This is a genomic window from Leifsonia sp. TF02-11, from assembly GCF_017565305.1.
Lineage (GTDB): Bacteria > Actinomycetota > Actinomycetes > Actinomycetales > Microbacteriaceae > Leifsonia.
In genome coordinates this window covers 1-14,583 of sequence record NZ_JAGEKP010000002.1, presented here as the reverse complement: position 1 = coordinate 14,583, position 14,583 = coordinate 1, and the positions used below count along the sequence as shown (strand labels likewise).

Annotated in this window: 14 protein-coding genes; 9 read left to right on the top strand and 5 right to left on the bottom strand. The window is 70.7% G+C overall.

Annotated elements, in window-relative coordinates:
* Positions 1–25: 25 nt before the first annotated feature.
* From galE to JNB50_RS01470, 4 genes are all read left to right on the top strand, one after another.
* On the top strand, positions 26–988 hold the full coding sequence (gene galE, locus JNB50_RS01485; protein ID WP_208038357.1) for a UDP-glucose 4-epimerase GalE: 963 nt from the start codon (positions 26–28) through the stop codon (positions 986–988).
* Positions 989–1,173: 185 nt separating this feature from the next.
* Positions 1,174–1,494 (top strand): WhiB family transcriptional regulator, encoded by a 321-nt coding sequence (locus JNB50_RS01480; protein ID WP_208038356.1) that lies wholly within the window; start codon positions 1,174–1,176, stop codon positions 1,492–1,494.
* 70 nt (positions 1,495–1,564) lie between these two features.
* Positions 1,565–4,858 carry a glycosyltransferase family 2 protein gene (locus JNB50_RS01475; protein WP_208038355.1) on the top strand — a complete coding sequence of 1,098 codons (3,294 nt, stop codon included), beginning with the start codon at positions 1,565–1,567 and terminating at the stop codon, positions 4,856–4,858.
* Positions 4,851–6,281, top strand: coding sequence for a DUF5719 family protein (locus tag JNB50_RS01470; RefSeq protein ID WP_208038354.1), 1,431 nt, complete (start codon positions 4,851–4,853; stop codon positions 6,279–6,281). Before JNB50_RS01475 ends, JNB50_RS01470 begins: the two co-directional genes overlap by 8 nt.
* Before the next feature lie 48 nt (positions 6,282–6,329).
* On the opposite strand, the gene JNB50_RS01465 is transcribed toward JNB50_RS01470, so the two are convergent.
* The gene (locus tag JNB50_RS01465; protein WP_208038353.1) at positions 6,330–6,773 is read right to left on the bottom strand and encodes a metallopeptidase family protein; all 444 of its coding nucleotides are present in this window, start codon (positions 6,771–6,773) and stop codon (positions 6,330–6,332) included.
* A 42-nt stretch (positions 6,774–6,815) separates the two neighbouring features.
* Between JNB50_RS01465 and JNB50_RS01460 the strand changes: the two genes are divergently transcribed.
* Genes JNB50_RS01460 through JNB50_RS01445 form a run of 4 tightly spaced genes read left to right on the top strand, consistent with a single transcriptional unit; the run spans position 6,816 to position 10,557 of the window.
* Positions 6,816–7,028 carry a DUF3499 family protein gene (locus tag JNB50_RS01460; RefSeq protein ID WP_055918289.1) on the top strand — a complete coding sequence of 71 codons (213 nt, stop codon included), beginning with the start codon at positions 6,816–6,818 and terminating at the stop codon, positions 7,026–7,028.
* Positions 7,029–7,038: 10 nt separating this feature from the next.
* Positions 7,039–8,478: a phosphomannomutase/phosphoglucomutase gene (locus JNB50_RS01455; protein WP_307794562.1), complete on the top strand. Its 1,440-nt coding sequence runs from the start codon at positions 7,039–7,041 to the stop codon at positions 8,476–8,478.
* A 46-nt stretch (positions 8,479–8,524) separates the two neighbouring features.
* The gene (gene ahcY / locus JNB50_RS01450) at positions 8,525–10,006 is read left to right on the top strand and encodes an adenosylhomocysteinase (protein WP_208038352.1); all 1,482 of its coding nucleotides are present in this window, start codon (positions 8,525–8,527) and stop codon (positions 10,004–10,006) included.
* Positions 10,006–10,557 (top strand): GNAT family N-acetyltransferase, encoded by a 552-nt coding sequence (locus JNB50_RS01445; RefSeq protein ID WP_208038351.1) that lies wholly within the window; start codon positions 10,006–10,008, stop codon positions 10,555–10,557. Before ahcY ends, JNB50_RS01445 begins: the two co-directional genes overlap by 1 nt.
* 2 nt (positions 10,558–10,559) lie before the next feature.
* Here JNB50_RS01445 and JNB50_RS01440 read toward each other — a convergent pair whose 3' ends face one another.
* The 4 genes from JNB50_RS01440 to JNB50_RS01425 form a co-directional block, all read right to left on the bottom strand.
* The gene (locus JNB50_RS01440) at positions 10,560–10,826 is read right to left on the bottom strand and encodes a type II toxin-antitoxin system RelE/ParE family toxin (protein WP_208038350.1); all 267 of its coding nucleotides are present in this window, start codon (positions 10,824–10,826) and stop codon (positions 10,560–10,562) included.
* Entirely contained in the window at positions 10,823–11,101 is a 279-nt protein-coding gene (locus tag JNB50_RS01435) for a type II toxin-antitoxin system Phd/YefM family antitoxin (protein WP_208038349.1), read from the bottom strand. Before JNB50_RS01435 ends, JNB50_RS01440 begins: the two co-directional genes overlap by 4 nt.
* Positions 11,102–11,164: 63 nt before the next feature.
* Entirely contained in the window at positions 11,165–12,067 is a 903-nt protein-coding gene (locus JNB50_RS01430; RefSeq protein ID WP_208038348.1) for a cyclase family protein, read from the bottom strand.
* 44 nt (positions 12,068–12,111) lie between these two features.
* Entirely contained in the window at positions 12,112–13,044 is a 933-nt protein-coding gene (locus JNB50_RS01425) for an RDD family protein (protein ID WP_243767903.1), read from the bottom strand.
* A gap of 17 nt (positions 13,045–13,061) precedes the next feature.
* On the opposite strand from JNB50_RS01425, the gene JNB50_RS01420 reads away from it, so the two are divergent.
* Positions 13,062–14,057: a stage II sporulation protein M gene (locus tag JNB50_RS01420; protein ID WP_208038347.1), complete on the top strand. Its 996-nt coding sequence runs from the start codon at positions 13,062–13,064 to the stop codon at positions 14,055–14,057.
* Positions 14,058–14,583 lie beyond the last annotated feature (526 nt).

The following is a 14,583-nucleotide window of genomic DNA, read 5'->3' as shown; positions in this document are numbered from 1 at the left end:
TTTTCGCTCGAGGCTGGAGGACGCCGTGGCGTGGTTGGTGACCGGAGGTGCCGGATACATCGGCTCCCACGTTGTGCGGGCGTTCCGCGCCGAGGGGATCGACGTGGTCGTCGTGGACGACCTGTCCAGCGGCCACGAGGAGTTCGTCCCGTCCGAGGTGCCCTTCTACCGCGGCACCATCCTCGACGGCGACCTGCTGGAGCGGGTGTTCCGCGAGCACACGGTCAGCGGGGTCGTGCACGTTGCCGGGTTCAAGTACGCCGGCGTCTCCGTCCAGCGCCCGCTGCACACCTACGAGCAGAACGTGACGGCGACCGCCGTGCTGCTCGCGGCGATGCAGGAGGCGGGGGTCGACGCGATCGTCTTCTCGTCGTCCGCAGCGGTCTACGGAACGCCGGACGTCGAGACGGTCACGGAGGCGACGCCCAAGAACCCCGAGTCGCCCTACGGCGAGTCCAAGCTGATCGGCGAGTGGCTGCTGCGCGACCAGGGCGTCGCCGCCGGCCTCCGCCATACCTCCCTCCGCTACTTCAACGTGGTCGGCTCTGGCGACCCCGCGCTGCGTGACACCAGCCCGCACAATCTGTTCCCGCTCGTCTTCGACGCCCTGGTCGACGGCCGCGTCCCGCGGATCAACGGAAACGACTACCCGACGCCGGACGGCACGTGCGTGCGCGACTACATCCACGTCGCCGATCTGGCCGTCTCGCACGTGGCTGCGGCCAAGCGCCTCGATGCGGGCGAGTCGGTGGAGCCCGTGTACAACCTCGGCAGCGGCGATGGTGTGAGCGTCGGCGAGATCATGTCGACGGTGGCGTCCGTGACCGGCATCGCCTTCACCCCAGAAGTGGGGCCTCGACGTGCGGGCGACCCGGCGAGGATCGTTGCGTCGGGAGAGCTCGCAGCCCGCGACCTCGACTGGAAGATGCGCCACACTCTCGACGAGATGGTAGGCAGCGCCTGGGAAGCACGCCAGGCGGCGTCCTGAATCCCGACCAACGGGGGTAGACAGGTCGGGCGTGTCGCGATCGTTGTCGTTCGTCGGCGCGTCGTGAAGTCTCGACCAGGCGTTAAGGCTTTACGATTCGCGACTTGACTGGAGCGAATGACAACGGTGTAATTATTGCGACACGTCAAATGTGTCGCTGACAGTTCAAGGGTGGGGAGACCGATATGGCAGTTCCTGAATATCGTTCTGGGGTACCCGACGACTGGTTCATCGATCCGGTGCGACTCGGGGTTCCGGGTGTCCGGGCGGGCGTCGACGACGACAACCCGCTCGCGTGGCAGTCCGACGCTCTGTGCGCGCAGACGGATCCCGAGGCGTTCTTCCCCGAGAAGGGCGGCTCGACGCGTGACGCGAAGCGGATCTGCACCTCGTGCGAGGTCCGATCCCAGTGCCTCGAATACGCTCTCTCGAACGACGAGCGGTTCGGCATCTGGGGCGGTCTCTCGGAGCGCGAGCGCCGCAAGCTCCGCAAGCGCGCCGGCTGACCGGGTCGAATACGCGCCGCGCCCGAGGCACTACCGGGATCGGCGCAGCCCCAACTTAGGCTGACTCCCGATGTATCCGAGAGTCACCGCCATCGTCGTCGCCCACAGCGGCGGCCCCCGCCTGCAGCGCACTCTCGACGCCATCGCGGCGCAAACCCGCCAGCCGGACGCCGTGATCGCCGTCGACTGCGCGAGCACGGACGACGCCGCGCGCCTGCTCGCGGACGCCCGCCCCACCCACCTCCTCCGCAGCGGCGAGAAGCTCCCGTTCGGCTCGGCGATCTCGACCGCCGTACGCGTCCTGCCGCCCACCTCGTCGCCCGACGAGTTGCTTTGGCTGCTCGCCCAGGACACCGCACCCGAGCCGGAGGCCCTCCAAGCTCTGCTCGGCGCTCTCGAAGTCTCGCCCTCCGTCGCGGTGGTCGGTCCCAAGCTGGTCGACGCCGAGGATGCCGCGTTCATCCGCGAGTTCGGCGAGGCGATGACCCCGTTCGGCGCCTCGCTGCCGCTGGTCGAGAACGAGCTCGACCAGGCCCAGCACGACGGACTGAGCGACGTGCTGGCTGTGTCGTCGGCGGGAATGCTTGTGCGCCAGCCCGTCTGGGAGGCCCTCGACGGGTTCGACCCGGCGCTCCCGACCGTCGACGACGGTCTCGACTTCTGCACACGAGCACGCCTCGCCGGCTACCGGGTGACCCTGGTCGCGCAGGCTCGCGTCGCGGTTGGCGGCGATGGGCTCGCCGGCCCCAACCTGTCGCGCAAGTGGTCGGTCCGTCGAAAGCTCGCGGGGGAGCGACGTCGAGCGCAGCTCCACCGCCGCATGGCGTACGCGCCGGGCTGGGCGGTCGTCCCGCACTGGTTGACGCTGGTGCCCCTCGCGATCCTCCGCTCGATCCTGCGGTTGCTGCGCAAGGAGCCAGGCTCGGTCGGCGGCGAGTTGGGTGCCGCGTTCCGGGTCGCGTTCTCCGGGCTAGCGGTCAGCAACGCCCGCCGGCGCCTTGCGAAGGCCAAGACCGTGTCCTGGGCCGCGATCGCGCCGCTGCGGATCCCGTTCGGCGATGTGCGCCGGAGCAGGGCGCTCAAGCGCGAGGCGGCGCTGGTGCGCCAGCAGGGCGAGCGCCAAGATCTCGACTTCTGGGGGACCGGCGGCGGCTGGACCGTGCTGGCGGCACTGGTCATCGGGGTCGCGCTGTTCTTTCCGCTCGCGTCGTCTTCGGCCATCACGGGCGGCGGGATGCTGCCGCTCGACGCCTCGGTCGGCCAGCTCTGGGCGAACCTCGGCTACGGCTGGCGCGACGTCAACCTCGGGTTCGTGGGGGCGGCGGATCCGTTCTCGGCCGTCCTCGCGGTGCTCGGCACCCTGACCTTCTGGCAGCCCAGCGCCTCCTTGATCGGGGTCTGGCTGCTCGCGCTCCCGCTCGCGGCGCTCGGGGCGTGGCTCGCGGCGGCGCGCCTCACCGTCCGCCCGACCATCCGGGCCTTCGCGGGCATCGCCTATGCGATCGCCCCGACGCTGTTCATAGCCCTGCAAGGTGGCCGCCCCGGCGCCGTCCTCGCGCATGTCCTGCTGCCCTGGCTCTTCTTCGCCGGGCTGGCCGCCCGTCGCTCCTGGACGGCCAGCGCGACGACGGCACTGCTGGCGGCTGCGACCGTGGCCTGCGCCCCCGTGCTCATCCCGGCGCTCGTCGTGGCATGGATCGCCGCCATCGCGTTCGCTGGACGCCGCGCCGCCCGGATCGTCTTCATCCCGCTGCCCGCCGTCGTGCTGTTCGCACCGCTGGTCTGGCAGCAGGCGGCCCGCGGCGCCTGGCTGTCCGTTCTCGCCGACCCTGGCGTCGTGCTCGACGCCCGGAAGACGCCCGCCTGGCAGCTCGCGCTCGGCTTCCCCGACGGCACGCTGGGAGGTTGGCACGCCATCGCGCAGACCTTGACGTTCGGGACCGGCGCCGGCAACGTACTCGTGCCGATCCTGCTCGCGCCCCTCGGCATCCTGGCGATCCTCGCGCTCTTCCTCCGCGGGACCGTGCGGGCCGTCGTCGCGCTGCTCGTCGCGCTCGCCGGTTTCCTGACCGCCGTGGCCGCTCTGCACGTGGAGGTCGCCGTAAGCGGCTCGACGGTCGCACCGATCTGGCCGGGCAGCGCCCTGAGCCTTTACTGGATCGGGCTGGTCGGGGCGGCGGTGCTCGCGCTGTCCGCATTGAAGCGCGGGTCGCTGGCGCCGGCGTGGGTCGCCATGATCACCCTGGCGATCGCCGCGGTCCCTGCTGCGGTCGCCACGCACAACGGCCAGGCGGCCGTCAGCGCAGCGGACGGCCGGACGATGCCCGCCGTCGTGACGGCGAAGGCGGCCACCCAGCCGCGCACCGGCACCCTGCGCATCACGCCGCAGCCCGACGGTGGCATCGAAGCGGAAGTCGTCCGCGGCGCCGGCCAGACCCTCGACGGCCAGAGCACGCTCAGCACCACGTCGCGCTCCCTGACGTCGGAGCAACGTGAGCTCGCCACCCTGGCAGGCAATCTGTCGTCGCGCAGCGGCTACGACGCGTCGGGCGAGCTCAAGCGACTCGGGATCGACTTCGTGCTGCTCACTCCGGCGGCGACCGCGCTGAACGAGAAGCAGGCCGGCACCGAGCCGGACACCACGGCCGCCGCTGCGACCAGGACCCGCGCGAGCGTCGCCATGGACGCGGACCCGCTCCTGGTCTCCGTCGGCCAGACGACGACCGGTTCGCTCTGGGCCTTCGATCGCGGCACCGCCGTCGTGCCTCCCGCCGCCCAGATCCCGCCGGACGCCGGTGGCATCTGGAGACTGATCGTGCTGCTCGTGCAGGGCGTGATCGTCGGCTTCACGCTCCTGCTGGCCATCCCCACCACGCGCTCGGCCGATCGGGTGTCGGAGCTCAACGCCCGCAGGCCCGAACGCCGTCACGGCGGGGAGCCGCCGGCGATCCAGCCGGACGACGAGCCGGATCCGCCGTCGGACGGCGACGTGCCCATCGCGGAATCCAGCCTCGACGAGTGGGAGGCGGAGCCCGCCGAGGAGGCGGCCGTCGAGTCGTACGACGAGGAGGTCGGCTCCGCCCCGGCGGAGCCGGAGCCGGCGCAGGAGTCCGAGCCAGCACGGCCCGAGCCCGAGCCTGAACCCGAAGCCGAGCCTGAACCCGAGCCTGAACCCGAGGCCGAGCCTGAACCCGAGCACCCGTCCGAGCCTGAGCCCGAGTCCGAGCCCGAGCGCACGCCCGAGCCCGAACCCGACCTCGACTCCGCGCCCGTCACCGTCGGGGCGCCGACGACCCTGGAGGACGGCCTCGATGAGACCATCATCCGACCGCGCCCGTCGACAGAGGGGAGCGACCGTGGCTGACCGTCGAGCACTCGCCCAGGGCGGCGCCCGCGCGATCGGAGGAGTCGTCGGCATCGGCATCGCGGCCGCCGTCATCGCCGGCGCGACGCTGCTGCCGCTCTCCGGTTTCGCGATCGACTCACCCTCCCAGACCGTGCGTCCCGTTCCGGCGGACCAGCAGCGTGTGTGCCCCGGCCCTGTGCTCGCCCTCGCGGCCGACGCCGGTCAGGCCACCCGCCCGAGCGCCATCGGCGATCTCACCACCGTCTACGGAGCTTCGGGGGCCGATACGCAGTCGCGCCGCCTCAAGCCGGACGCCGAGACCACTTCGTCCGACCAGGCGCCGCTCGCGTTGACGGCGACGACCCCGCGGGGCGCGGGCCACGCCCCGCTCTTCGCCGGGGCGCAGGTGCAGGGCGTGACGACCGACGATCTCGCCGGCCTGGCCGCGGCCGCCTGTGCGGAGCCGTCGGCCGACAGCTGGCTCGTCGCGGGTTCCACCACGCTCGGTCAGACCAGCCTGGTGATGCTCGCGAACCCGACCTCCGTCGATGCGACGGTCAACCTCGACATCTACACAGAGACCGGGCGCGTCAGCGCACCGGGGGCCACCGGTATCCTCGTGCCTGCCGGGTCGCAGAAGGTCGTTCCGCTGGCCGGTCTCGCTCCCTCGGCGACGGCGCCCGTCGTGCACGTGACGACGACGGGCGGCCAAGTGGTCGCAACGATGCAGCAGAGCTTCGAGCAGGGCATCCAGCCCCGCGGCGTCGAGCTCGCAGGCGCGACGGGCGCCCCCGGGCGGGTGCAGACCATCCCCGGCGTGACGATCGCGTCGCTTGCGGCGATCACCGCCGGCCAGTCGGCCGAGAGCGTGGGGGTGGACTACCCGGCCGTCCGGATCCTGGTGCCGGGCGACCAGGACGCCAAGATCACCATCGGCGCCGTCGGCGAGACCGGGACGAGCGCGGGCAACTCGTACGCGCAGACGGTGAAGGCCGGAAACGTCGCCGAGATCCCGCTGGACAATCTCAAGGACGGCAGCTTCACGGTGACCGTCCGTTCGGACGTGCCCGTCGTCGCCGCGGTGCGCACCTCCGTCATCGGTACGACGTCCCGTGATTTCGCGTGGTTCACGTCGACCGCACCCCTCGGCCACACGCAGCTGGTCGCCGTTCCGCCCGGACCGGGCCCGCAGCTGCACTTCGCCAACGCGGGGGAGAGCGACGCCAAGGTGACTGTCCAGCGGTCGGCCGGAGAGTCGAGCACGGTGACCGTCCCGGCCGAGGGCGGCGCCAGCCTTGCCGTGGCCAGTGGTCGGTACACACTGACCGGCGTCGACGGCCTCGAAGTGAGCGTGAGCGTGAACGGGGACGGCATCGCGAGCTCCTTCGCAGTGGCACCGGCCGGACCGCTCGCGGCGCCGATCGTGGTCTATCCGCACTGACCCGATGGCGCTCGACGCCTGACGTCCCGGTCGACGCGGGGCCTCGAGTCAGAAGTGCCGGAAGCGGTCGGGTGCGAGATCCCACGGGTCCTTGCCGAGCAGCTCGGCGACCGCTCGGAACACGCACCCTTCGATGTACATGCGGCGGTGCAGGTCGTCGTCGCGATGCAGCTTGGTGAGGCGCTGGATGGGCACGCGGTACAGCACGATCCGCCGGCGGGCGTGATCCACGAACCAGCGGTCGACGCCGTCGGTGCCGGTGTTGCCGATCGGCGTCGCGGCGACCTCGAAGTGGACGTTCGCGAGCTCCTCCGGCCACACGCCCTTGAGGTAGTCGGCCGTGGAGGCGACCGTCATGTCGAAGAAGTCGATGCGGTTCTGCAGCATCGGCAGGTGCGGGCCGGTCACCGGACCGCGCGCCCCCCTGCCGTGACGGCTGCGCCAGCGGCTGGTCGCCGGAGGGTTGCTGCTGGTGCGGCGGTTGCGGGGCATGTCGCAATCCTACGTCGGTGGTGCTCCGGTAGTCTGAGCGCGATGTTGAGCCGTCCGTGTTCCCGTGTCGCCTGCCCGCGCGACGCCGTGTCGACGCTGACCTACGTGTACGCCGACTCGATGGCGGTGCTCGGCCCGCTCAGCCTCTCGCACGAACCCCACTCCTACGACCTGTGCGCCATCCACGCCGAGCGCCTGTCGGCGCCGCAGGGGTGGCAGATCGTGCGCCACGAAGTCTTCGGCGAGATCAAGTAGGGTGACCCGCGTGCATGACTCTGACCCGATCGACGACATCCGCGCGGCCCTTTCGGCCGTGGTCAAGACCTACGACGTCCGCGGTCTGGTCGGCAGCGGGCTGACGCCCGAGATCGTCACCGCCGTCGCCGCCGGATTCGTCGACGAGATCGGCGCAGCCGGGTCCGAGGTCGTGGTCGGTCACGACATGCGCGACTCCTCGCCGGAGTTCGCTGCGGCCTTCGCGCGCGGCGCCCGTGCCCGCGGGGCGGACGTCGTCTCCATCGGTCTCTGCTCGACGGACGAGTCGTACTACGCGTCGGGAGCGCTCAACGCAGCGGCGGCGATGTTCACCGCCAGCCACAACCCGGCCACCTACAACGGCATCAAGCTGTCGCGCGCCGGCGCCCAGGGCATCAGCCTCGACACCGGGCTCGCCGCCATCCGCGACCGGGCCGCGGCATACCTGGCCGAGGGTCTCGTCGAAGTCGACCGGCCGGGAGGCTGCCGCGAGCTCGACGTCCTCGCCGACTACGCCGCGTACCTTCGCCGTCTCGTCGACCTCAACGGCATCCGGCCGATCCGCGTCGTCGTCGACGCCGGCAACGGTATGGGCGGACTCACCGTCCCCGCCGTGCTCGGACAGGCCGCCGGCCTGCCCGCGCTGCCGATCGAGATCGTCCCGATGTACTTCGAGCTCGACGGGAGCTTCCCGAACCACGAGGCGAACCCGCTCGAGCCCGCCAACCTGGTCGACCTCCAGGCCGCCGTCGTCGAGCACGGCGCCGACCTCGGGCTCGCCTTCGACGGCGACGCCGACCGCTGCTTCGTCGTCGACGAGACGGGTGCAGCGGTCTCGCCCTCGGCGGTGGCCGCGATCGTCGCCCTCCGCGAGATCGCCCGGGTGCGCGCGACCGATCCGGACGCCGACATCACGATCATCCACAACCTGATCACGTCGAACATCGTCCCGGAGACCATCGAAGCCGCAGGAGCGACGCCGTACCGCACCCGCGTCGGCCACTCCCTCATCAAGGACGCGATGCGCGAGACCGGTGCGGTCTTCGGCGGGGAGCACTCGGCGCACTACTACTTCCGCGACTTCTGGAGCGCCGACAACGGCATGCTGGCCGCGATGCACCTGTTGGCCGAGTTCGGCTCGCAGGACCGCCCGCTGTCGGAGCTGGCCGCCGTCTACAGTCCGTACTCGCAGTCCGGCGAGATCAATTCGTCGGTGGAGGACGTGCCGGCGGCGTACGCGCGGATCGTCGAGACCTTCACCGGCCGCGCCGAGTTCGACGAGCTCGACGGCCTCACCGTCACCGGTCTGACCGACGAGAGCGAGCCGTTCTGGTGGTTCTCGGTGCGGCCGTCGAACACGGAGCCGCTGCTGCGGCTCAACGTGGAGGCGGCCGACATCGCCACGATGGCGCGCGTCCGCGACGAAGTGCTGGGGCTTATTCGGGCGTAAGCTCGTCGCCGCCCCTTAGCTCCACCGCGCATGACAGAATAGCCGCATGCCTTCGTCTGCCATTGACACCTCCCTGCCGTTCCGGGTCGCGGACCTCGCGCTCGCCGAGGCGGGGAGGCACCAGATCCGGCTCGCCGAGAACGAGATGCCGGGCCTGATCGCCCTCCGCGAGGAGTTCGGCCCGACGCAGCCGCTCAAGGGCGCGCGCATCGCCGGCTCCCTGCACATGACCGTGCAGACCGCCGTGCTCATCGAGACGCTCGTCGCCCTCGGCGCACAGGTGCGCTGGGCGAGCTGCAACATCTTCTCCACGCAGGACGAGGCCGCAGCGGCGATCGCCGTCGGCCCGCACGGCACCGTCGATGCGCCCGCCGGCGTGCCCGTCTTCGCCTGGAAGGGTGAGACGCTCGAGGAGTACTGGTGGTGCACCCAGCAGATCTTCGACTGGACCACCGAGGCGCGCGCCGTCGACGCCGACTGGACCGGCCCGAACCTGATCCTCGACGACGGCGGCGACGCGACGCTGCTCGTGCACAAGGGCCGCGAGTTCGAGCTCGCCGGCAGCGTGCCGAGCGATGCTCCCGGCGACAGCCACGAGTACCGCGTGATCCTGGCGGCCCTTCGCGCCTCCCTCGCCACCTCCTCCGACCGGTGGACGCGCGTCGCCGACGGCATCCTCGGCGTCACGGAAGAGACCACCACCGGTGTCCACCGCCTGTACGAGCTCGCCAAGGGCGGCGACCTCCTGTTCCCGGCGATCAACGTCAACGACTCGGTCACCAAGAGCAAGTTCGACAACAAGTACGGCATCCGGCACTCGCTCCCCGACGGCCTCAACCGCGCGACCGACGTGCTCATGGGCGGCAAGGTCGCGTTCGTCTGCGGCTACGGCGACGTCGGCAAGGGCGCAGCGGAGGCCCTCCGCGGTCAGGGTGCTCGCGTGATCGTCAGCGAGGTCGACCCGATCAACGCCCTCCAGGCGGCCATGGACGGCTTCCAGGTCACCACGCTCGAGTCGGTCGTCGGCGAGGTCGACATCGTCATCACCGGCACGGGCAACCTCAACGTCGTCACCCTCGACCACATCCTCGCGATGAAGCACCTCGCCATCGTCGCCAACGTCGGCCACTTCGACAACGAGATCGACATGGCCTCGCTGGAGGCCCTCCCCGGCGTCGAGAAGGTCGAGATCAAGCCGCAGGTGCACGAGTGGCGCCTCCCGACCGGCCGCAGCGTCCTCGTGCTGTCCGAGGGACGCCTGATGAACCTCGGCAACGCCACGGGCCACCCGAGCTTCGTGATGAGCAACTCGTTCACCAACCAGGTGCTCGCCCAGCTCGAGCTCTACGTCTCGACCGAGAAGTACCCGGTGGGCGTGTACGTGCTCCCGAAGCACCTCGACGAGAAGGTGGCGCGACTCCACCTCGCCGCGCTCGGAGTGAAGCTGACGACCCTGACCGACGAGCAGGCCGCGTACATCGGCGTCCCCGTGGACGGCCCGTACAAGGTCGACCACTACCGCTACTGATGGCGCTCGAGTTCGCGGACCGGGAGCTGCCCGGAGGACTCGTCCTGCGGGTGAGGCGCGAGGAGGACGCCGCCGCGCTCGCGGCAGCGTACGCGCGCAACCGCGGGCACCTGGCGCCCTGGGACCCGACGAGGTCGGAGGAGTTCTTCACCGAGGCGGGCCAGCTGGCTCGCACGCGCGAGCTCCTCGCCCTCCACGCGATCGACGCCGCGGTGCCGCTCGTGATCGTCGACGGCGACGAGATCGCCGGCGGGATGGACCTGAGCAACGTCGTGCGCGGTGCGTTCCAGAGCGCGATGGTCGGCTACTGGCTCGACCGCGGCCACACCGGCCGCGGCCTGGCATCCGTCGCGCTCACGGCGCTGCTGGAGGCCTGCAGGGACGACTTCGGGCTGCACAGGGTGCAGGCGGCCACGCTGCTCGCCAACCACGCCTCCCAGTCGGTGCTCACGCGCGCCGGCTTCGAGCGGATCGGCGTCGCTCCGGCCTACCTCAAGATCGCGGGCCGCTGGCAGGACCACGTGCTCTTCCAGCGCATCCTGCACGACTGAGGTCAGCGACGGCGGTAGACGTCTGCCCGATGGTCGACGCGCACCACGAGCACTCGGACCCGGTCGTCGTCGATTTCATAGAGGACGCGGTAGGGCCCCCGTTGTGCGCTGAACAGCCCCTCCAGCTCTCTGCTGAGCGGCTTGCCCACCCGGTACGGCGAGCGGGCGAGGTCGCCGAAGGCGAATTCGATCACCGCCGAGACGATGCGTGGAGGGATCCGCTCGAGATCACGTGCCGCCGGCGACGAGAAGATGACCTCGTACGTCACGCGGTGCGCTGGGTGCCGAAGCGGGCTCGAACCTCCGACTCGCTGAGCCCCCTGCCCGTCGCGAGCTCGCTCCGGGCCTCGCTCACCGCCTCCAGAGTGCCCTGCTGAGAAAGCCAATAGAGCGTTTCCTGCAGGGCCTCCCACTCGTCGATTCCCACGATCATCGCCGCAGGGACCCCGTTCTTGGTGATGGTGACCTGCTCGTGAGTGGTCGCGGCGGCATCGACGAGCTCGTTGAGGTGGCTCTTCACCTGAGAGATCGGAAGGGTTTGCATGGTCTCACTGTAGTCCGAATAGAGGTCTGCAAGAGACCTTTATTCGGACCCAAAAGAGCCCCTTCACACCTCCGCGAAGGCGCGCACCGGGAACGTCCCGAACCCCTCCACCGCCGGCGGCGCGGCCGTGAACCGCGTGCCGCGCGCCGGGAGGTCGCCGAGGCGGGTCAGGTGCTCGACGACGTGGATGCCGCGAGCGAGCAGGATGCTGTGCGCGGGCCGCGAGCCCTCGTTCTCCGTGTCGTCGATGTTCAGCGAGTCGATCCCGACGAGCGCGACGCCGCTGCGGGCCAGGTGCTCGGCGCCCGCCTCGGTCAGGTACGGGGCGCCCGTGGCGTACTCCGGGGTGCCGAAGTGCCTGTCCCAGCCGGTGTGGAGCAGCACCGCGGACCCGGAGAGCTCCCTGTCGTAGAAGACCTCTGCGGGGATGCCGCGCTCTGCGGCGTCCGTCAGGTGGAACACCTCCGCCCGCAGCCCCACCAGCGTGGCGAGGTCGAGCGACGCGAGGTCGCCGCCGTCGGCGTAGCGGTGGAAGGGGCTGTCCAGGTAGGTGCCGGTGTTGCCGATCATCGTGATGACGTCCATCGCGAACTCGGTGCCGGGAGCGTACCGCTCGCGCGACGCCTCACGTGTGAGGTGAGGGGTGATGACCGGTTCGGGGAGGCCAGGGTAGGTGACCAGTCCGGCACGGATCGGGTGGCTGAGGTCGACGATCCGCGTCACGCCGCGATCGTCGGCCGGCGCAGCCATGCCGCGGCTGCCTCGATGCGGTTCCTCGACGATGCGGAGGCCGCGGAGCTCGACAGAGCCGACGAGCGCGAGACCCAGGTGCCGGACGAACAGCTCGGCGACCTCGGCCTCCCCGACCGCGGCTGTCGGCACGTCCAGTCGGAAGCCCTCTGTGGTCAGGCCGCCACCGTTGACGAACGACACCACCGCATCGAAGTGGGCACGGTACTCGGTCATCGGCGCTCCTGGAGGGTGGCCGGCCGAAGGGCCGGGAGGGTGGATCAGCGGTCGGGGAAGCCGTGCGGGAGGGCGTCGAGCACCGGCTCGAGGCGCTGGAGCCGTTCGGCCTCCAGGGCGAGCCCTGCGGCGTCGCGCTGACGGCGGAGGACGGCGACGGCCACCAGGAACGACTCGGCGTCGACCTGCGGCAGCGGCGAGACGAAGGGTGCGGCCTCCCGCGCGAGCTCGGTGCTCAGCCCGATGCGCGCCGCGACCGTCAGCTGCGGCGCCTGGCGCACGAACTGGGCGATCCGGCGCGACAGCCGGTCCGGGAGCCGGCCGACGTCGGCGGTCTGCGCCCAGCCGTAGAGGTGCGCGGGCAGGAAGAGGGTGAGCGGCTGCGGGTGGGGGACGCGCTCCATCTGGCTGTACGTACCCGCCAGCAGATCACCCAGGCGCTTGGACCGGGTGTTGAGGAGGCCGGTGAGCGCGGCGATGCCGCCGAACGTCATGTAGATCTCGAGCACGCCGACCAGGGCACGGATGAACGCGTGTCGGAATCCGGTCGCTCCGCCGTCGTCGCGCACGATGCGCGCGCCGACCGCGAGCCGGCCGAGCGAGCGGCCGTGGGTCAGCAGCTCCATCGCGGTCGGCAGCACGACCATGCCGAAGACGAGGATGAGCACGACCAGTGCGCGAGCCAATGCGGCGTCGAGGCCGCCTCCCGTCGCGACGAGGAGCAGGATGCATCCCAGCATCACGAGCATCGAGAACAGCCAGTCGATCATCGTGCCGGCCGCGCGGAGGATGTAGCTGGCCGGCTTGACGTCGAGAGTGACGGCCTCGCCTGTCACGAGTTCGCGCTCGGCACCGGCCTGGGCCTGCGCCGCACCGGGCTGGCCCGCGCCCGGCTGGGCCGCACCGCGCTGGGCCGCGCTCGATGGTCCCGTTCGGGGCTGACCCCCGCTCGGGAGCATGGGCGCTGATGCCGTCATGGCTATCATTCAAGCAGATGGATCTCGACGCATACACGGCAGCGCGCAGTGCCGACTGGGACAGGCTCTCCCGGCTGGCCGCGCGGCGACGCCTGGACGGCCGCGACGCCGACGAACTGATCGACCTCTACCAGTCCGGGGCCGCCGATCTGTCGGCGATCCAGACCAGTGCGGGTTCCACCGCGGTCGGCGACAAGCTGTCGGTGACGCTGGCCACTGCGCGGCTGCGTTTCACCGGGGCCGGCACCAATCTGTTCTCGCAGATCCCGCGCTTCTTCGTGCTGCAGCTGCCCGCCGCGCTCTACCGGATCCGCTGGATCGTGCTGGCGGTGGCGGTCTTCACGATCGTCGTCGCGACGCTCTACGCGCTCTGGATCACCGGCAATCCGCAGGTCTTGCGCAACCTCGGGGACGACGCGGCGCTCAAGCAGTATGTGAACCACGAGTTCGTCGACTACTACTCGAACAACCCGGCGGCGTCGTTCGCCGGTCAGGTCTGGACAAACAACGCCTGGATCGCCGCCCAGTGCATCGCGTTCGGGATCACGGGGTTGTGGGTGCCCTACGTCCTCGTGCAGAACGCGGTCGGGGTCGGCACCGCGGCGGGCGTGATGTTCGCGTACGGTCGCGGCGACGTCATGTTCGCCTACATCCTCCCGCACGGCCTCCTGGAGCTCACGAGCGTCTTCGTCGCGGCGGCAGCGGGCCTGCGGATCTTCTGGGCCTGGATCGCCCCTGGAGCGCGCACCAGGGGCCAGGCGCTGGCGGAGGACGGCCGGGCCTTGTTCACGGTCGCTGTCGGCTGCGCGATCACACTCTTCGTCTCCGGCCTCATCGAAGGCTTCGTAACCCCGTCGGCCCTCCCGGTCTGGGCCAAGATCGCCATCGGCGTGCTGGCGCTGGCCGCGTTCCTCTTCTACATGCTCGTGGTCGGCCGCCGCGCGGTACGCGCGGGCGAGACCGGCGACCTCACCGAGTTCGAGGCCGGCGACCGCCGCGTCGTCGCCGGCTGACGCGGCGCTGCGCCGCGTCGCGCCGCGTCGCGCCGCGCGGCGTCTTGCCCGCGGCTTTCGTGACGAATCTCGACATTCGTGCCACGAATCTCGAGATTCGTCACGAATCATCGCCGAGGAACCGCTCGCTCGTCACGAGCCGTCGTCGGGCTCGGGAAGTATATTGGCGACGAATGTAGCCGGCGCACCGCCGGCGCCACACCGCGGCGCTCTTCCGCGCGCTGTCGCCTCTCTGCCGCGACATTCGGGACGAATGTGGCGATTCGTGGCACGAATGTCGACATTCGTGACGAATCCCGACGTGGCGATGCGCGGCGTCGGCGCTGCGGCGCCGTCGCGCTTCGCGTCGCCTCGCGCGCTGTCGTCTCTCTGCCGCGACATTCGTGACGAATGTGGCGATTCGTGGCACGAATGTCGACATTCGTGACGAATCTCGACGTGGCGATGCGCGGCGTCGACGCTGCGGCGCCGTCGCGCTTCGCGTCGCCTCGCGCGCTGTCGCCTCTCTGCCGCGACATTCCGTACG

Excerpts from the sequence above, each read along its gene's own strand:
- JNB50_RS01435 (WP_208038349.1), bottom strand. The coding sequence starts at position 11,101 with ATGCAAACCCTTCCGATCTCTCAGGTGAAGAGCCACCTCAACGAGCTC.
- JNB50_RS01460 (WP_055918289.1), top strand. The coding sequence starts at position 6,816 with ATGTTGAGCCGTCCGTGTTCCCGTGTCGCCTGCCCGCGCGACGCCGTG.
- JNB50_RS01425 (WP_243767903.1), bottom strand. The coding sequence starts at position 13,044 with ATGACGGCATCAGCGCCCATGCTCCCGAGCGGGGGTCAGCCCCGAACG.
- JNB50_RS01430 (WP_208038348.1), bottom strand. The coding sequence starts at position 12,067 with ATGACCGAGTACCGTGCCCACTTCGATGCGGTGGTGTCGTTCGTCAAC.
- JNB50_RS01465 (WP_208038353.1), bottom strand. The coding sequence starts at position 6,773 with ATGCCCCGCAACCGCCGCACCAGCAGCAACCCTCCGGCGACCAGCCGC.
- JNB50_RS01420 (WP_208038347.1), top strand. The coding sequence starts at position 13,062 with ATGGATCTCGACGCATACACGGCAGCGCGCAGTGCCGACTGGGACAGG.
- JNB50_RS01445 (WP_208038351.1), top strand. The coding sequence starts at position 10,006 with ATGGCGCTCGAGTTCGCGGACCGGGAGCTGCCCGGAGGACTCGTCCTG.
- ahcY (WP_208038352.1), top strand. The coding sequence starts at position 8,525 with ATGCCTTCGTCTGCCATTGACACCTCCCTGCCGTTCCGGGTCGCGGAC.
- JNB50_RS01475 (WP_208038355.1), top strand. The coding sequence starts at position 1,565 with ATGTATCCGAGAGTCACCGCCATCGTCGTCGCCCACAGCGGCGGCCCC.
- JNB50_RS01480 (WP_208038356.1), top strand. The coding sequence starts at position 1,174 with ATGGCAGTTCCTGAATATCGTTCTGGGGTACCCGACGACTGGTTCATC.